The sequence below is a fragment of the Pseudomonas sp. P20 genome (genome assembly GCF_016463925.1).
GTDB classification, from domain to species: Bacteria; Pseudomonadota; Gammaproteobacteria; order Pseudomonadales; family Pseudomonadaceae; genus Pseudomonas; species Pseudomonas aeruginosa.
The window spans coordinates 1-20,821 of record NZ_JAEMVM010000014.1 but is presented as its reverse complement, the minus strand read 5'-3'; the positions used below and the strand labels follow the sequence as shown (position 1 = coordinate 20,821).

Sequence of the window (20,821 nt, the reverse complement as noted above, 5' to 3'; positions counted from 1 at the left end):
ATACCGGATGCGGCCTGGACGGCCGCACTCCGGATCGCACGGAACGGCCGGAAACGGCCGCGATCACCACAGGCCGCCATGCACGCATTCCCCCTCACCCTGGACAACCGACTCGCCGAAGCCCTGCCGCTATGGCGCAACCTGGCTCGCACCGACCGGGCGCCGCGAAGGAACATCGACCTCGCCGACTGGAAAGCCGACTGGCGCGAACTGATCGCCGCGCTCGACAGGTTTTCCCGGAGCCACGGCTATCGCCAGCCGTTCGCCGCGCAAGGGCACGCAGCCCTGGAAAACGCCTGGGCCTGGGGCCAGGCCGCGGAAAACGCCAGTACGCTGCTGCTCAAGGCCATCGACCGGGGCCTGGCCGGCGCCGAACTGCGCTCCATCTACCTGGAGACCGCCGCGCTGTGGCTGGACTACAGCCGGCTGCTCGGCGCCGCCCGCGACAGCCTGCGCGAGCAGGGCGAGGTCGACTTCGAGACGGCGCCGGCCCTGGCGCCGCGCACAGGCCAGTATCCGTTCGCGCTGCAACTGCTCGCCATGGGCGTGCTGCTCGACGCCCAGGAGCTCATCCGGGCGCTGGTCGAGGAGGTCCTGCAGTTCGATACCGACCGCCTGCTCGACTATCTCGGCGCGGCCGCCCTCGGCCTGACTTCCGCCAGCGAGGAAACCTTCCATCCAAGGCCGTTCGGGCAGTTGCGGGCGTTCTTCGAAGAGGCGGACGGCAGCGACGCCCAGGCGCTGGCGCCTTACCTGCAAAGCCAGTACCGGGAGTTCTTCCAGCTTTCCCCCAAGGCGCAGAAGAAGACCCGCCGCCTGACCGGCCCCTACGCCTGGGGCTGGTGGGCCATGGAGGTGTCGGCGCTGGGCGTGCTCTACGGCTGGGACGATGGCGTCCTGCGCGCCTCGCCGCATTACCTCGGCGACCTGGTCGACTACGCGCGGGCGCGCGGCGACGCCTGAGCCACCGGCCGCCGCTCAGGCCCGCCGGCGGCGGGCGAGGAACGCGGCGGCCAGGTCGAGGCTGGTGCAGAGCAGGAAGTAGAGCAGGGCGACGAACAGGAAGATCTCCGTCGGGTGGACCATCACCCGGTTGCTCACCTGGGTGGCGACGAAGGACAGCTCGCCGACGCCGATCACGTAGGCCAGGGAAGTGTCCTTGATCAGCGACACCCACTGGTTGAGGAAGGATGGCAGCATCACCGGCAGCGCCTGCGGCAGGATCACCAGGCGCAATACCTGCCACGGCCGCAGTCCGAGCGCGCGGGCGGCCGCCCACTGCCCGGCGGGGAGGCTGTGGATGCCGGCGTACACCGAGTGGGCGAGGTAGGCGCCGCCGATCAGCGACAGCGCGCAGACCACGGTGGCCAGCGCCGGTACGTCGACATGGAAGACGATCGGCAGCAGGAAGTAGGTCCAGAAGATCAGCATCAGCACCGGGATCGCGCGGAAGAAGCCGAGCAGCGCCACCAGCAGCAGGCGCGGCTTGCCGGGCAGCACCGCGAGGGCCACGCCGAGGACCAGGCCGAGCACCGCCGAAGCCAGTCCGGAGAGCGACGCCAGCAGCAGGGTCAGCGCCGCTCCGCCGAGCGGGCCGTCCGGGTAGGCGCCGAGCAGCAGGTAGGACAGGTTGTCCGAGATGACCGAGAAATCCATCTCACGCACCTCCCTGGCGGTAGCGGCGGGTCTGCTGCAACGCCTGGCCGAAAGCTTCGATCAGGGCGATGGCGCCGATGTAGAGAAGGGTGGCGATACCGAAGGCCTGGAAGGTCTTGAAGGTCTCGGTTTCCACCTGGCGCGAAGCGTAGGACAGCTCGGCCAGGCCGATGGCCATCGCCAGCGAGGAGTTCTTCAGCGCATTCATGTACTGCCCGAGCAGCGGCGGCAGGGCCGTGCGCAGGGCCTGCGGCAGCACCACCACGCGCCATACCTGGCGCTGGGTCAGCCCCAGGGCGAGGCCGGCGGCGCGCTGCTCGGGGCGTACCGAGGCGATGCCGGCGCGGAACTCCTCGGCGACGAAAGCCGAGGTATAGAGGGTCAGCCCCCAGGCACCGGCGAGGAACTCGAAGGACGGCCAGTCGAGCAAGGGCGTCTCGTGCGGCGTGTTCAGCCAGCTCACCAGCGCCTCCGGCAGCAGCGCGGGAACGCCGAAGTACCAGAAGAACAGCTGCACCAGCAGCGGGGTATTGCGGAACAGCGCCAGGTAGGCGCGCGCCGGCCAGGACAGCAGGCGCCGGCGCGACAGCCGGGCGATGGCCAGGGGGGCGCCGATCAGGGTGGCGAGCAGGCAACTGAGCAGGGCAAGACCGAGGGTCAGCAGGAAGCCGTCGAGCAACCAGCGCAGGTACTGCGGGGCGAGAAGTTCGCCGAACATGTGCGGGATTCCGTCGGGTAGAACGAAAAACGCGCCTCAGCGAAGTGAGGCGCGCGGGTCGTGCGGGCGAAGCGGGCCGCTCAGCTCTTGTCGCCGATCTTGTACAGGCGCGCCAGCGGGGTCTTGGTCTGCGGACCGAACCAGGTGTCGTAGATCTTCTGCGCCTGGCCGTCCTGCTCCAGCTCGCGCAGGCTCTTGTCGACGAACTCGGTCAGGGCCTTCTCGCCCTTGGGAATACCGACGCCGATCAGGTCGTTGGAAATGGTGAAGGGTGGCACTTCGTACTTGTCGCGGTCGGGCACGTTGGCCAGCAGGCCGATCAGCTTCGGACCGTCCTGGGTGATGGCCTGGACCTGGCCGTTGCGCAGGGCGGTGAAAGCGAAGGGCGTGTCGTCGTAGGCGATGACCTTGGCGCCGGGGAACTTCTCGCGCAGCACGCCTTCGTTGACCGTGCCCTTGTCCACGCCGACCCGCCACTTGTTGAGGACTTCCGGCGAGGTCAGGGTGCCTTTCTTGACGATGAACTGCTGGCCGGAGGAGAAGTAGGGGATGCTGAAGTCCACCTGCTGCGCACGCTCCGGGGTGATGGTGAAGTTGGCCAGGACCAGGTCGACCTTGTTCGCCGTCAGCAGCGGGATGCGGTTGGCCGGGTTGGTCGGCAGCACTTGCAGCCGGACGCCCAGCTTGTCGGCCAGGGCCTTGGCATAGTCGACGTCGAGGCCTTCGATCTGCTTGCTCTTGGCGTCGACGAAGCCGAACGGCGGGTTGCTGTCGAAGGACGCGACGCGCAATACGCCGGCCTTGCGGATGTCCTCCAGGCGGTCGGCCTGGGCCAGGCCGGAGATCAGGGCGAGGGCGAGGGCGGTGATGGCGGGGAGTTTCTTCATGAAAGTTCCAGCTCCTTGTCGGCCGCGATCGACGATCAGGGCCTTGCAATGTGGGGCGGACATTCCGGATGGGAATGCCGCCATGTCGGCGCGGGGGTATCCCGTGGCGAAGGGAGTTTGGCAGGGGCCAAGGGTCGGGAGAAAAGAATGAATCGATCTATCTTATTTCCAGACGAAATAAGAGGTATGAAAACAAGGATTCAAGGAAATAAAAAACGATAGCGTAACGCCATGATCCGCAGGGCTTCCGCGTTGGGGGTTCGTCGTCGAGAAGGAAGGCCGGGGCCCGGCGGCCCCGTCAGCGGCTGTCCCGGCAGTCGATCACGCTGGCGTTGGTGATGATGTCCCGGCTGTCGGTGTACAGGGTGATGCTGCAGAAATAGTCGAGGATGGTCTCGTTCTCGTAGTAGCCGGTCTTGCGATAGACCGCCTCGCTACTCACCGGCGCCATGCCGGCCACCCCCTGGCCACCGACGCCGACCCAGGTCTCGCGCTGGCCGACGTACTCGGTGCCGGTCTGTATGAAGACCTTGTCCGGCCCCATGTGGGTCCGCACGCGGTTCCAGGCGTAGAAGCCGCCGCTACCGTAGGACGAAGGGCCGAGGCCCTGGTCGGGCTTGCCGAACAGTTCGAAGGCCTTGCCGGCGGGCTGGCCGATGAGCTTCTGCGCGGCGACCTTGACCTCGTTGTCGCGATTCCCCGACTGACCGAGGGAGGCGCAGGCGCTGAGACCGAGGACGAGCAGGGCGAGACCGAAGGGCTTGATCGAGGGCATGGCATTCACTCCGTTGAAATGCCGCAGGATGTTAGAGGTCCAGCCGGCTCGCGGCTATTAGCTCATTTGTGCTAGTGCCGCTCACTTCGCCAGGTGCCGCGCCTGTTCGGCATGTACGCTGGCCATGAAGGTCTGCATGGCCGAGGAGTGGACCCGGTTGCGTCGGGTGATCAGGCCGTAGGGCGGCAGGCGCGGCTCCAGCTGGATCGGCAGGATCGCCAGCAGGTGCTTGCCCGGGTAGTCCTCGATCACCGAGCGTGGAGTGATGCCGATCATGTCGGTCTGTTGCAGCAGGGAGAGCAGGGTCATGATCGAGGTGGTCTCGACGATACTGCTCGGCAGGTCGATGCGCGCATTGTGGAAGGCCTGGTTGACGATCCCGCGCATCGGGCTGGGGTGCTGCTGCAACACCCAGGTCAGCTCCTGCAACTCGCCCCAGTCCAGCTTGCGTGCCTGCGACAACGGGTTCTGCGCGCCGACCACCACGCAGAGTTCTTCCTCGCCGAGGCTGTCGAACACCAGGTCGTCGGTGCGCGCGCCGCTGGGGATGCGTCCGAGCACCACGTCCAGCTGGTCCTGTTGCAGGGCCTGGACCAGCACGTCGCTGGTGTCCACCTGGATGCTCATCGACAGCCGTGGATGACTCTGCTTCAGGGTGGCGATGGTGCGCGTCAGCAGGCTCGAGGCCAGCGCCGGGATCGCTCCGACGGTGACCCGGCCGAGGTTGCCGGATTCCAGCGCAACCAGTTCCTCGCGCATCCCGGACAGCTCGGCGAAGATCATCCGCGAGTAATAGATCAGCGTCTCGCCGAAAGGCGTCGCGCGCATGCCGCGCGGCAAACGCTCGAACAACTCGACGCCGAGCAGGTCTTCGGCCTCGTGGAGCATCTTGGTCGCCGCCGGCTGGGTCATGCCGATCTCGTCGGCGGCGCGGCGCAGCGAGCCGAGTTCCTCCAGGGCCAGCATCAGGCGCAACTGGCGCAGGCGCAGGCGGCTGTGGATGATGCTGGCGTCGGGAATCCGGGACATGGCGTATCTCGCTGGCGGCGGGGAGACCCAGGGTGACAAGAAATCCACCCCGCCGCCAGACGCAGGCTCAGGCGGCATGCCGGAGACTCCGCCGGCCACGCCGGAACAGCGCCCCGGCGCACCGCGCCAGCAACGGCCAGAGCAGCATCGCCAGCGCCGCGCCGGTCAGGCCGGCCACCAGCGGGTTGGACCAGAACACCGAGAGTTGCCCGTCGGAGAACAGCATCGACTGGCGGAACGCGTCCTCGGCCTTGTCGCCGAGCACCGCGGCGAGCACCAGCGGGGCGATGGGGTAGCCGAGTTTCTTGAACAGGTAGCCGAGCGCGCCGAACAGCAGCATCAGGACCACGTCGAGCATGGCGTTGTGCACCGAGTAGGCGCCGATGGCGCAGACCATGACGATGATCGGTGCGACGATGGCGAACGGAATCCGCAGGATCGAGGCGAACAGCGGCACGGTCGCCAGTACCACGATCAGGCTGACCACGTTGCCCAGGTACATGCTGGCGATCAGGCCCCAGACGAAGTCGTGCTGTTCGACGAACAGCGTCGGCCCGGGATGCAGCCCCCAGATCATCAGACCACCGAGCATCACCGCGGCGGTCGCCGAGCCGGGGATGCCGAGCGTCAGCATCGGCAGCAGGGCGCTGGTGCCGGCGCTATGGTCGGCTGTCTCCGGAGCGATCACGCCTTCCACCTCGCCCTTGCCGAAGTTCTCGCGGTTCTTCGAGAAGCGCCGCGCCAGGCTGTAGCTCATGAACGAGGCGGCGGTGGGGCCGCCCGGAGTGACGCCCATCCAGCAGCCGACCAGCGCGCTGCGCAGCCAGGTCAGCCAGTAGCGCGGCAGCCTGGCCCAGGTACGCAGGATCACCATCGGCGTGATGCGTGCGCGCTCGCCGCGAAACACCAGGCCTTCCTCCACCGTGCAGAGGATCTCGCCGATGCCGAACAGGCCGATCACCGCCACCTCGAAACTCAGCCCGGAAAGCAGCCAGGGCTGGTCGAAGGTCAGGCGCAGCTCGCCGGACACGGTATCCATGCCCACGGCGGCCATGGCGAAGCCGATGGTCATCGCCACCAGGGTCTTCAATGGCGGGTTGCGGCTCATGCCGATGAAGGTGCAGAACGCCAGCAGGTAGACGGCGAAGAACTCGGGCGAGCTGAACGCCAGGGCGAAGCGAGCGATATGGGTGGACAGGAAGGTCAGCAGCAGCACGCCGACCAGCGCCCCGAGGAGCGCCGAGGTGAAGGCGGCGGTCAGCGCTTCGCCGGCCTGGCCGTTGCGCGCCATCGGGTAGCCGTCGAAGGTGGTGGCCACCGACGACGGCTCGCCGGGGATGTTGAACAGGATCGAGGTGATCGAGCCGCCGAACAACGCGCCCCAGTACATGCAGGAAAGCAGGATGATCGCCGACACCGGCGACATGCTGAAGGTCAGCGGCAGCAGCAGCGCCACCCCGTTCGGCGCACCGAGGCCCGGCAGCACGCCGACCAGGATGCCGAGCAGCACGCCGATCACCATCAGGCCGAGGTGATGGGCGCTGAGGACCAGGCTCATGCCCTGCATCAGGGAATCGAATTCGCTCATGGCCTGGCGCTCCCGACGAAGGCCGCGAGGTCGACCAGTATTCCGGCATCCAGCGGGACCTTGAACCAGACGGCGAAGACCAGGTAGCTGGCCAGCGCCGCACCGCAGGACAGCGTGACGATCAGCGGCACGCCGTAGGGTTTGTCGCGGCTACGGTCGCGCCACATGAACCAGGCGATGAACAACGCGGAGGCGAGGTAGATCCCGGCGAACGGCATGGCCGCCACGTAGGCGGCGATCGGCAGGAACACCGCAAGCACCCGGCGAAAGGCCGTGCGGGCGACGAACGAGGTACCCAGCGCCCGCCAGCGGCACAGGGCCATGAGCAGGTTGCCGAGGCTGGCGGCGCTCAGCAGCAGGCCGATGTAGAAGGGGAAATAGCCGGCCTCGGGGCCGCTGTCGCCCCAGCCGATGCCGATATCCTGGCTGCCGTACATGACGATCGCGCCGAGCGCGGCGGTGAACAGCGCCAGGCCGATCTCCACCCAGCGGGTGGCGACCAGCGGCGCATCGGATGAGCTGGACATGTTCGTCTCCTGGTCGCGCTACGCGGGTTACTGGCGAAGCCAGCCGGCTTCCTGGAACAGCGGGATGACGCGCTGGCGGTCCTTCTCGATGTAGCTCACCAGGTCCTCGCCTGCGAGGAAGGTCGGCGCCAGCGCCGAGCGTTCGACATAGTCCCTGAACTCGGCGGTCTGGCTGACCTTGCGCATCAACTCGACGTAGAAGGCGCGCTGCTCGTCGCTGACTCCGCCGGGCAGGAACACGGTGCGCGGGAAGCGGTACTGGTCGATGCCCAGGCCCTGCTCGTGGCAGGTGGGGATGTCCGCCCAGGACTGCTCGGCAGCGACCTTGGCGGTGTAGATCATGCGCTCGTGGCTGAACACGCAGAGCGGCCGGACCTGGCCGCCGCGCCACTGGCTGAGGCTTTCCGCCGGGTTGTTGAGGTTGGCGGCGATGTGCCTGCCGGCCAACTGGATGGACGCCTCGCTGCCGCTCTTGAAGGGGATGTAGGTCAGCTTGCCGCCGACCTGCTTGCCGAGCAGCAGGCTTAGAGTCTGGTCGACGTCCTTCGACTGGCTGCCGCCGAAGCGCATGCCTGTCGCGTCCTTCTTCAGATCGGCGAGGAACGCCGCGGCGTCCGCCCACGGCGCCGCCTGGTAGGTCCAGAGGATGAAGTCGTCCTCGGCCACCGCCGCCACCGGCGTCAGGTCGGTCCATTGGTAGCCCAGCCGGGCCACCAGCGGCAGCAGGTAGACATTGTTGGTGCCGATCACCAGCTTGTGCGCGTTGCCCTTGGCCAGCTTCAGGTCGAGGAAGGCTTCGGCGCCGTTGCCGCCGCCCTTGTTCAGCACCACGGTGTTGACGTCGAGCAGCTTGTTCTGGCTGATCGCCGACTGGACCAGGCGGGCGAGTTGGTCGGTGCCGCCACCGGGACCGCCGGCGACGACGATCTCCAGGTTCTCTTCGGGTTTCCAGGCAGCCGCCAGGGCGGGCAGGGTGGTGCAGCAGAGCAGGGCGCAAGCGGCCAGGAAGGAGGGGACGGAGCGCGCATATGCGGTACGCATGGAGGACCTCTGGTTGTCATTGTTGTTATGGGTAGAGCGGAGTGTGCGAAGCGCACCGATAAGCGTCCACTCAAAATAAGGCATACACCGATAGCCTGGGGTTATGAGTGGAAGCGGATGTCGGATACCTGGAGCGATAACCGTAGGAAATGGCCGTATGAGCAGCTTTGATTAGACGGTTATCGATGGAAAGCCGGATAGTGGGCCTGCCGGACCTGCCAACCCAGTTCCGCAGCACAAGAACAACAATAAAAGAGGTACGACCCATGGCTCAGGCACAGACCGCCGTGCTCCAGGCTGATCCTGCCCAGGACAAGGCCACTGCCGCAAAACCCAGCAACGTCCGCTGGCGCATCTTCGCCATCGTCTTCGCCCTGACGGTGATCAACCTGGTCGACCGGGTCTCGCTGTCCATCGCCATGCCCACCATCGCCGGTGAATTCCAGCTCACGCCGAGCATGCAGGGGCTGATCCTCAGCAGCTTCTTCTGGGCCTACGCGCTGTTGCAGATTCCCGGCGGCTGGCTGATCGACCGCTACGGCCCGCGCCGGGTGATCGGCTGGTCCACCGGCCTCTGGGGAGCCTTCCAGACCCTCGCGGCCTTCGCCAGCGGCGGCCTGTCGCTGATGTTCGCCCGGGTCGCCCTGGGCGCGGCGGAAGCGCCGCTGTTCCCCTCCGGCGGCAAGCTCAACTCGCTGTGGCTGGGCTCCAGCGAACGCAGCCGCGGCGCCGTGCTGATGGACTGCGGAGGGCCGCTGGGCGTCGCTCTCGGCGGACTGGTCATCGCCTACCTGATCGCCGTGCTCGGCTCCTGGCGCAGCGCCTTCTTCATCGCCGGCATCGCCACCCTGGCCATGGCCTGGCTGGCCTGGCACTACCTGCGCGACGACCCGGCCGAGCATCCCGGGGTCAACGCCGCCGAGCTGGGCCGGATCAACGCCGACCGCACCACCCCGCTCGCCGAAGCGGACTGCCAGGCCGGCGGAAGACTGGGCATCGCCGGCCGCTCCCTGGTCGGTATCGTCCTCGGCCGCGCCAGTTGGGCCATGGTGTTCTTCGGCCTGCTGACCTGGGGTCCTAGCTACCTGGCGCAGGCGCGCGGCTTCGATATCAAGGGTATCGGCGCCGCGACCTTCGTCATCTTCCTCTGCGGAGCCGTCGGTTCCCTGGTCGGCGGCTTCCTCTGCGACCTGCTGATCCGCAAGGGCGTGCGCCGCGGCCTGGCGGCCAAGGGCCTGCTGACGGTCTCGGGCCTCGCGGCGCTGGTCGCCTTCCTGCTGTTGCCGAGCCTGGAAGATGCCTATGCCGCCGTGACCCTGCTGGCGCTGACCGCCTTCTTCCTGATGTGGGGCAGCCTGTACTGGAGCTTTCCGGCCTTGCTCGCCGCTCCGGCCCGGGTCGGCCTGGTCGGCGGGGTGATGAACATGGCCGGCAGCCTCGGCGGCATCGCCGTGCCGATCCTGGTCGGGCTGCTGCTGCAACACCTGGGCGGATATGCCGCGGTGCTGGGCTTCTTCGCCCTCTGCTCGGCAGCCTTCATCGCCGGCACCCTGCTGATTTCCCTGGACAAGACCGAGGCAAAGCATGGCTGAGCTGTACGACGGGCCGATCGTCGACGCCCATCATCATTTCTGGGACCCGCAGGCGAACTACCACCCCTGGCTCGCGGAGGACGCCAAGATTCCGTTCCGCTACGGCGACTACAGCGCGATCAAGCGCCGCTACCTGCCGGCGGACTACTTCGGCGACGTCGGCGCACACCGGGTGGTCGAGACGGTCTACGTGGAAACCGAGTGGGACCCGCGCGATCCGCTCGGCGAAACCCGCTTCGTGCATCACCTCGCCGAACGCCATGGCGCGCCCCACGCGGTGGTGGCGCAGGCCTGGCTGGACGCGCCGGACGCCGCCGAGGTGCTGGCGGCGCAGGCGGGCTTCGCACGGGTCCGCAGCGTCCGCCACAAGCCCGGCGGTCCGCAACGCCCGCAACAGGTCGGCGAGCTGCGCAGCCTGATGAGCGACGAGCGCTGGCGTCGCGGCTATGCCGAGCTGGCCCGGCACGGCCTGCACTTCGACCTGCAGACACCCTGGTGGAACCTCGCCGAGGCCGCATGCCTGGCGCGCGACTTCCCCGATACGCTGATCGTGCTCAACCACGCCGGCCTGCCGTCCGATCGCAGCGAGGAAGGGCTGGCCGCCTGGCAACGGGCCATGGCGCGCTTCGCCGAATGCCCCAACGTGGCGTTGAAGATCTCCGGCATTGGCCAGGCCGGCCGGCGCTGGAGCGTCGAGGACAACGCCTGGATCGTCCGCGAAAGCATCGCCCTGTTCGGCGTCGAGCGGGCGATGTTCGCCAGCAACTTTCCGGTGGACAGCCTGTGCGGCTCGTTCGACGACATCTATGGCGGTTTCAAACGCATCGTCGCCGACCTGCCGTACGCCGACCAGGAACGGCTTTTCCATAGCAACGCGCGGCGCATCTACCGCACCGTACCCGACACCGTGCGCCTGCAGCAGGCGTCGCCCGACCCGAGGACTTCCCCATGAACGCTCCATCCCTACCGCGACTGGCCATGGTCCTGGGCGATCCGGCCGGCATCGGCCCGGAACTGATCGCCCGCCTGCTGGCCGACACCGAGGTGCGCGAGAAGGCGCACATCGTGCTGATCGCCGACGAAGCGGAAATGCGCCGCGGCATGCGCATCGCCGGCTGCGAATTCCCCTACCGGCGCATCGACGCGCTGGAGACCCTGGATTTCGCCGACGCCACGCCACTGCTGCATCCCTGGCTCAGCCAGGGCGGGGACGAGTTCCCACGCAGCGAAGCGAGCGCCGTCGGTGGCCGCTACAGCCTGGAGACCCTCGCGCTGGCCCTCGAACTGACCCGCAGCGGCAGGACCGACGCGATCCTCTTCGGCCCGCTGAACAAGACCTCGCTGCACATGGCCGGCATGGACCACAGCGACGAGTTGCACTGGTTCGCCGAGCGCCTGGGGTTCGGCGGCCCGTTCTGCGAGTTCAACGTCCTCGACGACCTCTGGACCTCGCGGGTGACCTCCCACGTAGCCCTGGCCGAGGTGCCGGGCCTGCTCAGCCAGGAGCGGGTAGGGGAGGCGATCCGCCTGATCGACGACGCGCTGCGCCGCAGCGGCCTGGCGCGGCCGCGCATCGGCGTCTGCGGACTGAACCCGCACAACGGCGACAACGGCAGCTTCGGCCGCGAGGAGCTGGACATCATCGCTCCGGCGGTGCAGAAGGCGCGCGAACAGGGGATCGCCGCCGACGGCCCGTATCCCGCCGACACCATTTTCCTCAAGGTGCAGGGCGACGCCCGTGCCTTCGACGCGGTGGTGACCATGTACCACGACCAGGGGCAGATCGCGATCAAGCTGATGGGCTTCTCCCGCGGCGTGACCGTCCAGGGCGGCCTGCCGATCCCCATCGCTACGCCGGCCCACGGTACCGCCTTCGATATCGCCGGGCAGGGAAGGGCCGACGTCGGCGCCACCCGCCAGGCGTTCGAGATCGCCTGCCGGATGGGCAGGCGCAAAGCCTGATCGCCTGCATGCGACGCGACAACCAGAGCGCCGCCCCTTCGTAACGCGCTCCCTGGCGCCTCCCTGTACCGTCGCGGCGGGGCAGGAGGCGTCGCACCTTCGACGAGAGACACATCGCCTGGAGCCGCAGCGCTCCACGGCTCGCTTCGGCCTGGGAAAAGGAAAAACAACAATGACCCGTTCCGCTCCGAACCTGCTGAAATCCGCCTCGCTCGCTCCGGTCCTGCTGGCCGGCCTGCCGTCGCTCGCCGGCGCCGAGGGCTTTATCGAAGACGCCAGCGTCAGCCTCGGCCTGCGCAATCTCTATTTCAATCGCGACTTCCGCCAGCCCGGCGCGGCGCAGTCGAAACAGGAGGAGTGGGCCCAAGGCTTTCTCCTACAGGCGAAGTCCGGCTATACCCAGGGCACCCTGGGCCTCGGCGTCGAGCTGATCGGCCAGCTCGGCCTGAAGCTCGACAGCAGCCCTGATCGTGCTGGCTCCGGGCTGCTGCCACGCCACGCCGACGGACGCGCAGCGGACGACTACGCGCGACTGGGCGTGGCGCCGAAGCTGAAGCTGTCGAATACCGAGCTGAAGCTCGGCGAACTGCTGCCGGAACTGCCAATCCTCCTGCGCAACGACGGCCGCCTGCTGCCACAGACCTTCCAGGGCGGCATGCTGACCTCCAGGGAAATCGCCGGCCTGACCCTGCACGGCGGGCAGATGCGTTCGCTCAGCCAGCGCAACTCCAGCGACCACCAGGACCTCTCGGTGGATGGGCGCGGCGGGGCGTTCTCCGACCGTTTCGACTACCTGGGCGCGGAGTACCGCTTCAATGCCGAGCGCAGCCAGGTCGGGCTGTGGCAGGCGCGACTGCAAGACATCTACCGGCAGGACTACTACAGCTTGAGCCACAAGCAGAGCTTCGGCGGCTGGCGCCTGGGCGCCAGCGTCGGGCTCTTCGACACGCGCGACGAAGGTGCCGCGAAGCTCGGGGAACTGGAGAATCGCGCGCTGACCGGTTTCTTCAGCGCGACCCGCGGCGGCCACAGCCTCGGCGCCGGCTACCAGCGCATGTACGGCGACGACGGGATGCTCTACATCGCCGGCACCAGCACCCCGTTGGTCAACGACATCCAGGTGCGCAACTTCACCAGCGCCGGCGAGCGCTCCTGGCAACTGCGCTACGACTACGACTTCGTCGCCCTGGGCATTCCCGGGCTGACCGCCATGGCCCGCTACGCCAGCGGCGCCCATGCCCGGACGAAGGCGATGGACGACGGCCGCGCCTGGGAACGCGACGTGGACGTCGCCTACGTGATCCAGAGCGGCCCGCTGAAGAACCTCGGCCTGCGTTGGCGCAACGCCATGCTGCGGTCCAACCATGCCGCCGATGTCGACGAGAACCGCCTGATCCTCTCGTATTCCCTGCCGCTGCTCTGAGCGCAGGGCCGTTCTCGCTGCTGCCCGATAACCGGCGATTGTCTGATTGGTGAAAAGGTATTGCCTGGGGTTATCGATGAATGCGCAGAAGTGATTATCCGCGCGGGAGCAGCCTGGCTACAGTCGGCCCAACGCAAGCGGCCATGCCGCCTCCGCGTCGAACAACAACAAGAAGGAAGCCCTCCATGAGCGCCATGAACGACCACGCCAGGCTGCTGTCCTCGGCGATCGCCACCAGCCGCCTGCGGCTCCTGCCTTTCCTAGTCCTGATGTATGTACTGGCTTTCATCGACCGGGCCAACGTCGGCTACGCGCGGGCCTTCCTGCAAGCCGACACCGGCCTCGGCGATGCCGCCTTCGCGTTCGGCGCGAGCATCTTCTTCATCGGCTATGCCTGCTTCGAGGTGCCCAGCAACCTGATGCTGCACCGCCTCGGCGCCAGGGTCTGGCTGTGCAGGATCATGGTCACCTGGGGCCTGGTCTCGGCGGCGATGATGTTCGCCGACGACGCCATGACTTTCTATGTCCTGCGCTTCCTGCTGGGCGTCGCCGAGGCGGGCTTCTTCCCCGGCATCATCCTCTACCTCACCTACTGGTTCCCGCAGCGCAGCCGTGCCCAGGCGCTCGGCCTGTTCTATTTCGGCCTGCCGCTGGCGCTGGTGCTGGGCGGTCCGCTGTCCGGCTGGCTGCTGGAGTTCCACGGCATCTTCGGCCTGGCCAACTGGCAGTGGCTGTTCGTCACCGAGGGCCTGCTGGCCTCGCTGGTCGGCATTGCCGCCTACTTCTACCTGGTCGACCGCCCGCGCGATGCCGGCTGGCTGAGCGACGAGCAGAAGCGGGCGCTGGAAGGCGAGCTGGCCGAAGAAGACACCCGCAAACAGGCACGCGGCCCGCACGGCTTCCTCAGCGCCCTGCGCAGCGGCCAGGTGCTGAAGTTCTGCCTGGTCTACTTCACCATCCAGATGAGCGTGTACGGCGTGGTGTTCTACCTGCCGACCCGCATCGCCAGCTTCCTCGACGGCCAGGTCGGTCTGAACGTCGGCCTGATCACCGCGATTCCCTGGGTCTGCGCCCTGGTGGTAACGCGCCTGGTGACCCGCCAGGCCGACCGCAGCGGCCAGCATCGCCAGCTCGCGGTGGCCATGCTGGGCATGGCCGCAGCCGGTATCGCCGCCTCGGCGCTGGCCGGCAACCTGGGCCTGGCGGTGATCGCCTTCTGCTTCGCCGCGTCCGGCTTCGTCTCGGTGCAGCCGCTGTTCTGGACCCTTCCCACCGGCTACCTGAGCGGTGCGGCCGCGGCCAGCGGCATCGCCCTGATCAACTCCCTGGGCAACCTCGGCGGCTTCGTCGCGCCGAACCTCAAGACCCTCATGGAAAGCCAGTTCGCCGACCCGCGCGCCGGCATGTTCGCCCTGGCCGCCGTCGGCCTGCTCGGCGCCTGCCTGCTGACCCGGCTGAAGACCTCCGGATCGTCGTCCGTCCCGCTGCGAGCGCGGCAGGCCGGCTGACCCACACTACGCACCGATAGGAGCTGCGACATGAAAATCAAATCCGTCCGTACCCGCGTCTTCGAATGGAAGGGCAAGGTCGTCCCGCCGCAGGCGCACTTCTGCACCAATGCCAGCGACATCCTGTTCGAGAAGGGAGACGCCATGGGTTCGTTCCGCTTCCACGGCTGGCTGGTGGTGGAGATCGAGACCGACGACGGCCTCGTCGGCATCGGCAACTGCGCCCTGGCGCCGCGCGTGGCGAAGGAAATCGTCGACCTCTACCTGGCGCCGATCTGCATCGGCGAAGACCCGTTCGACAACGAGTACATCTGGCAGAAGATGTATCGCCGCACCCACGCCTGGGGCCGCAAGGGCATCGGCATGGCAGCCATCTCGGCGGTGGACCTGGCGATCTGGGACATCATGGGCAAGGCGGTGAACAAGCCGGTGTTCAAGCTGCTCGGCGGCCGCACCAAGGAGAAGATCTGGACCTACGCCTCGAAGCTCTACGCCAACGACAACCTCGACGCCTTCCTCGAAGAGGCCCAGGGCTACCTGAACCAGGGCTTCACCGCGCTGAAGATGCGCTTCGGCTATGGCCCCAAGGACGGCCCGACGGGCATGCGCAGGAACATCGAGCAGGTCCGCGCGCTACGCGAACTGGCCGGGCCGGACATCGACATCATGCTCGAATGCTACATGGGCTGGACCCTGGAATACGCCCGGCGGATGCTGCCGAAGCTCGCCGAGTTCGAACCGCGCTGGCTGGAGGAGCCGGTGATCGCCGATGACATCGAGGGCTACGTCGAGCTGAAGAAGATGGGGATCATGCCGATCTCCGGCGGCGAGCACGAATTCACCGGCCACGGCTTCAAGGACCTGCTGGAGCGCCGCGCGGTGGACGTCATCCAGTACGACACCAACCGCGTAGGCGGGATCACCGCCGCGCGCAAGATCAATGCCATGGCCGAGGCCTGGTCGGTGCCGGTGATCCCGCACGCCGGACAGTTGCACAACTATCACCTGACCATGGCCAGCACCGCCTCGCCGATGGCCGAGTTCTTCCCGGTGTTCGACGTCGAGGTCGGCAACGAGCTGTTCTACTACGTGTTCAAGGGCGAGCCGCAGCCGGTCGACGGCTATATCCAGCTGGACGACCACAAGCCCGGCCTGGGCCTGGAGATATCCGAAGAGCACCTCAAGGATTTCATCATCATCGAGTGATAGTCGGAGCCCACAGGAGGAGCCGAGATGCGGCTGATTCAATTCGAGGACCGGGCAGGGCAGCGCCGGGTCGGCGTCGTCGAAGGCGCCCGGATACAGGTGCTGCGCGGCGTGCGCAGCACGCGCGAACTGGGGCTGGCGGCGATTCGCGCGGGCAGCGGCCTGCACGACGAGGTGCTGCGCCGAGGCAGCGAGCCAGGCCCGGACTATGCCGGGTTGCTGGAGGAGGGAAGGGTGCTGCCGCCGCTGGATCATGACGACCCGGCCCATTGCCTGGTCAGCGGCACCGGCCTGACCCACCTGGGTAGCGCCGCGACGCGCGACCGCATGCACCAGCAGAACCAGGGCGACGAGACCGCGCTGACCGACACCATGCGCATCTTCAGGTGGGGCCTGGAGGGCGGTAAGCCACCGGCGGGCCAGGTCGGCGCGCAGCCCGAATGGTTCTACAAGGGCGACGGCGGCATCGTCGTGCGCCCCGGCGCGGACTTCCCGCTACCGGCCTTCGCCGAGGACGCCGGCGAGGAACCGGAGCTGGTCGGGCTCTACCTGATCGGCGATGACCGCCGGCCTTACCGGCTCGGCTACGCCCTGGGCAACGAGTTCTCCGACCACCTGATGGAGCGCCGCAACTACCTGTACCTGGCGCATTCCAAGCTACGCGCCTGCTGCTACGGGCCGGAGCTGCGAGTCGGCGAACTGCCGCGCCACCTGCAGGGCGAGAGCCGGATCCTGCGCGACGGCGAAGTGCTCTGGCAGCAGGCGTTCCTTTCCGGCGAGGACAACATGTGCCACAGCCTGGAGAACCTCGAGTACCACCATTTCAAGTACGCGCAGTTCCTCCGTCCGGGCGACGTCCACGTGCATTACTTCGGTACCGCCACGCTGTCCTTCGCCGACGGGATCAAGGCTGCTCCGGGGGATGTCTTCGAGATCGCCATGGCCGAGTTCGGCGCGCCGCTGCGCAATGGCATCGCCGCCGTCGAGACCGCACTGACGCCGGGGCGGGTGGTAGCGCTCTGAAGCCCCACCGCCGTGCATAGGCCGGAGCTCCACGAGAGACCCGCGGCACGGTTTCCTTCATTCCTGCGGAGCCTTGGCTCCAACCCCGCCGGCCATCCCCGGCGGGGCTTCCCCTGTATGAGGTCGACATGACAGCCATCCTCGGACACAACTTCATCGGCGGCGCCCGCAGCGCGGCCGGCACGCTCTTCCTGCAAAGCCTCGACGCCGCCAGCGGTGAGGCGCTGCCGTACCGCTTCGTGCAAGCCACCCCGGAAGAAGTGGACGCCGCCGCCGAAGCCGCCGCCAGCGCCTACCCGCACTACCGGCAACTGCCGGCCAGCCGCCGCGCGGAATTCCTCGATACCATCGCCGCCGAACTCGACGCGCTGGACGACGATTTCGTCGCCATCGTCTGCCGTGAAACCGCGCTACCGGCCACGCGCATCCAGGGCGAACGCAACCGCACCAGCGGCCAGCTGCGCCTGTTCGCCGAAGTCCTGCGGCGCGGCGACTTCCATGGCGCGCGCATCGACCGCGCCCGGCCCGAACGCAAGCCGCTGCCACGCGTCGACCTGCGCCAGTGCCGGATCGGCCTCGGCCCGGTGGCGGTGTTCGGCGCGAGCAACTTCCCCCTGGCGTTCTCCACCGCCGGCGGCGATACCGCCGCGGCCCTGGCCGCCGGCTGCCCGGTGGTGTTCAAGGCGCACAGCGGACACATGGCCACCGCCGAACGGGTCGCCGCGGCGATCCTCCGCGCGGCCGAGCGCACCGGCATGCCGGCGGGCGTGTTCAACATGATCTACGGCGGCGGAGTAGGGGAGCGGCTGGTACGCCACCCCGCGATCCAGGCGGTCGGCTTCACCGGTTCGCTGAAGGGCGGCCGCGCCCTCTGCGACATGGCGGCCGCCCGGGCGCAGCCGATCCCGGTGTTCGCCGAGATGAGCAGCATCAACCCGGTGGTGCTGCTGCCGGCGGCGCTGAAGAAGCGCGGCGAGGCCGTGGCCGACGAACTGAGTGCCTCGGTGGTGCTCGGCTGCGGCCAGTTCTGTACCAATCCCGGGCTGGTCATCGGCATCCGCTCTGCGCAATTCTCGGCGTTCCTCGAACGCTTCGCCGCCCGCATGGACGACCAGCCGGCGCAGACCATGCTCAACGCCGGCACGCTGGCCAGCTATGAAAAAGGCCTGGCGGCGCTGCACGCCCACCCGCGCGTCCGCCATCTCGCCGGGCAACCGCAGGAGGGCCGCCAGGCCCGGCCGCAACTGTTCCAGGCGGACGTCAGCCTGCTGCTGGAGGGCGACGAGTTGCTGCAGGAAGAAGTCTTCGGCCCGGCCAGCGTGGTCGTCGAGGTCGCCGACCACGCCGAACTGAAGCGCGCGCTGCATGGGCTGCACGGGCAGCTCACCGCGACCCTGATCGCCGAAGGGGAAGACCTGGCGTCCTTCGCCGACCTGGTACCGCTCCTGGAACAGAAGGCAGGACGCCTGCTGCTCAACGGCTACCCGACCGGCGTGGAAGTCTGCGACGCGATGGTCCACGGCGGCCCGTACCCGGCCACTTCGGACGCCCGCGGCACCTCGGTGGGCACCCTGGCCATCGACCGTTTCCTGCGCCCGGTGTGCTACCAGAACTACCCGGACGCGTGGCTGCCGGAAGCGCTGAAGGATGGCAACCCATTGGGGATTGCGCGGTTGGTGGACGGGGTTGGGACGCGGGCGGCGATTGACTGAAAGAGGAACCGGGCAAAGACGAGGTTCGGAGGATATCGGAGCCTCAGAGGTGTGCAGCAGGACACTGGAGGAGCCCCGGAAGAGGCCCGCCAGTGTTCCTGCCTGTAAAGCGAGTATCGATCCAGGGCTACCCGAGTGCTCCTATCGTCCCATGCCTGGACGCAGAAAAGCCGCTTCTCGGTGTCGAGGGATTCTCGGCCGATACCGCCACTTGCATCGGCATGAGACAGGAGGCGCGCCACAATCTCTCCGGGGGTCCTTCCTTCCGTGGCGAATGCCATGATGCCTCCCTGGCAGGATCGCCGCTTGGCTCCGTATAGCGCGATGGAGAAAAACACATGAGACAATATTGACTCATGTGAACTATATAAGCATCATGCGATCCCAGCGCTCGATCGTCGTCCAAGCGGCATGAATAGCGAGTCCGGCCCAGCCTGGCCAGATCGAGCCGAGCGGACAACTGATGCGCGTGAGTGGCCGAACCCATGCCATCGCTGTAACGCCCCGAACAGAATCGTCTTCCGACGGCAGCCTCCCCCGACAGGTGGTTTCCCCGTGCCCATTCCCTGCCGGGCAAGGCACAGGTTGGCCGCCGCGCTGGACGACGACAAACCATCACCGTCCCGGCAGAGATCCTGGAGAACGACAATGCGTGCGATCGATGCCGGCATTCTGGTCTGCGGCGAGTGCCACCAGTTGAATCGCGCCGACGGGAACGAGCATCCGCGTTGCAGTCGCTGCGGCGCGAAGCTGCATCCTCGGCGGCCGAACAGCATTGCCCGTACCTGGGCGTTGCTGATCTCGGCGATGATTCTCTACGTTCCCGCCAACCTGTTGCCGATCATGACCGTCAACATGCTCGGCAAGGGCTCCCCGGCGACCATCATGGGCGGGGTCGTGACCCTGATCCAGGCCGACATGTTTCCCATCGCTCTGGTGGTGTTCGTCGCCAGTATCGTCGTCCCCACCTTCAAGCTGGTCGGCATCGCCCTGTTGCTCTATTCGGTGCAGCGGCACCAGCCGATGTCGGCCCGCCAGCGAATCATGATGTACCGCTTCATCGAATGGGTCGGGCGCTGGTCGATGCTCGATATCTTCGTCATCGCCATCCTCGTGGCGCTGGTCAATTTCGGCAACCTGGCGAGCATCGAGGCCAATCTCGGCGCCGCCGCCTTCGCCAGCGTGGTGGTGCTCACCATGCTCGCCGCCGTGACGTTCGACCCCCGGCTTATCTGGGACAACACCAATCTGGACGACGAGAATGAGTGATTTGCCAAGCCCGAAGAAACACAAGACCTCGAACTGGTCGGCGATCTGGGTGCTGCCGCTGGTGGCCCTGGCTATCGGGGCCTGGCTGGGCTGGCGCGCCTACGACCAGGCAGGGGTGCTGATCCAGGTGCGCTTCGAGAGCAGCGATGGCATCCAGGCGAAGAAGACCGAGGTGCTGTACAAGGGCATCGCGGTCGGCAAGGTCGTCGCGCTGGATGTCAGCGAAGATATCAAGGGCGTGGTGGCCACCATCGAAATGGACAAGGAGGCGCGCCAGTACCTGAGCAAGGGTACCCGCTTCTGGCTGGTCAAGCCGCGGGTTTCCCTGGCTGGCGTCACCGGCCTGGAAACCCTGGTCTCTGGAGTCTACATCGCGGTCGATCCGGTGAAGGGCGAGAAGGAAGAACGCAACTTCACCGCGCTGAAGCAGCCGCCCCCCCTTTCCGACAGGCTGCCCGGCCTGCACCTGACCCTCAAGGCCGATCGCCTGGGCTCCCTGGAGCAGGGCAGCCCGGTGTTCTACCGGCAGATCCAGGTCGGCCAGGTGAAGAGCTTCCAGCTGGGCGATGACCAGAGGACCATCGAGATCAAGGTGCACATCGAGCCGGCCTACGCCGACCTGGTGCGCAAGCACACGCGATTCTGGAACGCCAGCGGCATCTCCATTTCCGGCGGCCTGTCCGGCTTCAAGGTGCGTAGCGAATCGTTGCTGACCCTGGCGGCCGGCGGCATCGCTTTCGCTACTTCCGATAGTCGAGGCGACAGCCCGCCGACCGATCCGAGCAAGCCGTTCCGTCTGTACGACGACTACGACGCGGCCCAGGCCGGTCTGCGCGTGAAGCTGAAGATGAACGACGTCAGTGGTATCGATCCGGGCCGCACCCCGGTGATGTTCAACGGCGTGC

General features: G+C 67.4%; 19 protein-coding genes. 11 read left to right on the top strand and 8 right to left on the bottom strand.

The window, feature by feature from the left end:
• The first annotated feature begins 78 nt into the window (after window positions 1-78).
• A complete protein-coding gene (locus JHD77_RS19180; RefSeq protein ID WP_003159111.1) occupies window positions 79-963 on the top strand; it encodes a DUF1911 domain-containing protein in 885 nt (294 codons plus the stop codon).
• A 15-nt stretch (window positions 964-978) separates the two neighbouring features.
• Here JHD77_RS19180 and JHD77_RS19175 read toward each other — a convergent pair whose 3' ends face one another.
• From JHD77_RS19175 to JHD77_RS19140, 8 genes are all read right to left on the bottom strand, one after another.
• Window positions 979-1,656 (bottom strand): amino acid ABC transporter permease, encoded by a 678-nt coding sequence (locus JHD77_RS19175; RefSeq protein ID WP_003113694.1) that lies wholly within the window; start codon window positions 1,654-1,656, stop codon window positions 979-981.
• A 1-nt stretch (window position 1,657) separates the two neighbouring features.
• Window positions 1,658-2,374 carry an amino acid ABC transporter permease gene (locus JHD77_RS19170; RefSeq protein WP_003089046.1) on the bottom strand — a complete coding sequence of 239 codons (717 nt, stop codon included), beginning with the start codon at window positions 2,372-2,374 and terminating at the stop codon, window positions 1,658-1,660.
• Window positions 2,375-2,454: 80 nt separating this feature from the next.
• Window positions 2,455-3,261: an ABC transporter substrate-binding protein gene (locus JHD77_RS19165; protein ID WP_003089047.1), complete on the bottom strand. Its 807-nt coding sequence runs from the start codon at window positions 3,259-3,261 to the stop codon at window positions 2,455-2,457.
• Window positions 3,262-3,559: 298 nt separating this feature from the next.
• Window positions 3,560-4,036 carry a hypothetical protein gene (locus tag JHD77_RS19160; protein WP_003089049.1) on the bottom strand — a complete coding sequence of 159 codons (477 nt, stop codon included), beginning with the start codon at window positions 4,034-4,036 and terminating at the stop codon, window positions 3,560-3,562.
• An 81-nt stretch (window positions 4,037-4,117) separates the two neighbouring features.
• Window positions 4,118-5,065 carry a LysR family transcriptional regulator gene (locus JHD77_RS19155; RefSeq protein WP_003089050.1) on the bottom strand — a complete coding sequence of 316 codons (948 nt, stop codon included), beginning with the start codon at window positions 5,063-5,065 and terminating at the stop codon, window positions 4,118-4,120.
• A gap of 67 nt (window positions 5,066-5,132) precedes the next feature.
• Window positions 5,133-6,653 carry a tripartite tricarboxylate transporter permease gene (locus JHD77_RS19150; RefSeq protein WP_023128079.1) on the bottom strand — a complete coding sequence of 507 codons (1,521 nt, stop codon included), beginning with the start codon at window positions 6,651-6,653 and terminating at the stop codon, window positions 5,133-5,135.
• Window positions 6,650-7,180 carry a tripartite tricarboxylate transporter TctB family protein gene (locus JHD77_RS19145; protein ID WP_010794162.1) on the bottom strand — a complete coding sequence of 177 codons (531 nt, stop codon included), beginning with the start codon at window positions 7,178-7,180 and terminating at the stop codon, window positions 6,650-6,652. The genes JHD77_RS19150 and JHD77_RS19145 overlap by 4 nt, the downstream gene beginning before the upstream one ends.
• Window positions 7,181-7,207: 27 nt before the next feature.
• Window positions 7,208-8,221 (bottom strand): Bug family tripartite tricarboxylate transporter substrate binding protein, encoded by a 1,014-nt coding sequence (locus JHD77_RS19140; protein WP_017001613.1) that lies wholly within the window; start codon window positions 8,219-8,221, stop codon window positions 7,208-7,210.
• A gap of 266 nt (window positions 8,222-8,487) precedes the next feature.
• Here JHD77_RS19140 and JHD77_RS19135 point away from each other — a divergent pair, with 266 nt between their 5' ends.
• From JHD77_RS19135 to JHD77_RS19090, 10 genes are all read left to right on the top strand, one after another.
• A complete protein-coding gene (locus tag JHD77_RS19135) occupies window positions 8,488-9,813 on the top strand; it encodes an MFS transporter (RefSeq protein WP_003117133.1) in 1,326 nt (441 codons plus the stop codon).
• The gene (locus JHD77_RS19130; protein ID WP_003113699.1) at window positions 9,806-10,765 is read left to right on the top strand and encodes an amidohydrolase family protein; all 960 of its coding nucleotides are present in this window, start codon (window positions 9,806-9,808) and stop codon (window positions 10,763-10,765) included. Before JHD77_RS19135 ends, JHD77_RS19130 begins: the two co-directional genes overlap by 8 nt.
• Window positions 10,762-11,775 (top strand): 4-hydroxythreonine-4-phosphate dehydrogenase PdxA, encoded by a 1,014-nt coding sequence (locus tag JHD77_RS19125; RefSeq protein WP_003123450.1) that lies wholly within the window; start codon window positions 10,762-10,764, stop codon window positions 11,773-11,775. Before JHD77_RS19130 ends, JHD77_RS19125 begins: the two co-directional genes overlap by 4 nt.
• Before the next feature lie 172 nt (window positions 11,776-11,947).
• The gene (locus JHD77_RS19120) at window positions 11,948-13,198 is read left to right on the top strand and encodes an OprD family porin (RefSeq protein ID WP_003115516.1); all 1,251 of its coding nucleotides are present in this window, start codon (window positions 11,948-11,950) and stop codon (window positions 13,196-13,198) included.
• Between the two features lie 185 nt (window positions 13,199-13,383).
• Window positions 13,384-14,706, top strand: coding sequence for an MFS transporter (locus JHD77_RS19115; protein ID WP_010794168.1), 1,323 nt, complete (start codon window positions 13,384-13,386; stop codon window positions 14,704-14,706).
• A gap of 30 nt (window positions 14,707-14,736) precedes the next feature.
• Window positions 14,737-15,912: an L-lyxonate dehydratase gene (locus JHD77_RS19110; protein WP_003113703.1), complete on the top strand. Its 1,176-nt coding sequence runs from the start codon at window positions 14,737-14,739 to the stop codon at window positions 15,910-15,912.
• 27 nt (window positions 15,913-15,939) lie between these two features.
• Window positions 15,940-16,935: an AraD1 family protein gene (gene araD1 / locus JHD77_RS19105; protein ID WP_023087527.1), complete on the top strand. Its 996-nt coding sequence runs from the start codon at window positions 15,940-15,942 to the stop codon at window positions 16,933-16,935.
• 128 nt (window positions 16,936-17,063) lie between these two features.
• Window positions 17,064-18,647: an aldehyde dehydrogenase (NADP(+)) gene (locus JHD77_RS19100; RefSeq protein WP_023116127.1), complete on the top strand. Its 1,584-nt coding sequence runs from the start codon at window positions 17,064-17,066 to the stop codon at window positions 18,645-18,647.
• 648 nt (window positions 18,648-19,295) lie between these two features.
• Entirely contained in the window at window positions 19,296-19,916 is a 621-nt protein-coding gene (locus JHD77_RS19095; protein WP_003089139.1) for a paraquat-inducible protein A, read from the top strand.
• On the top strand, window positions 19,909-20,821 hold a 913-nt coding region (locus tag JHD77_RS19090), incomplete at its 3' end, for a PqiB family protein (protein ID WP_033942860.1). The genes JHD77_RS19095 and JHD77_RS19090, both read left to right, overlap by 8 nt.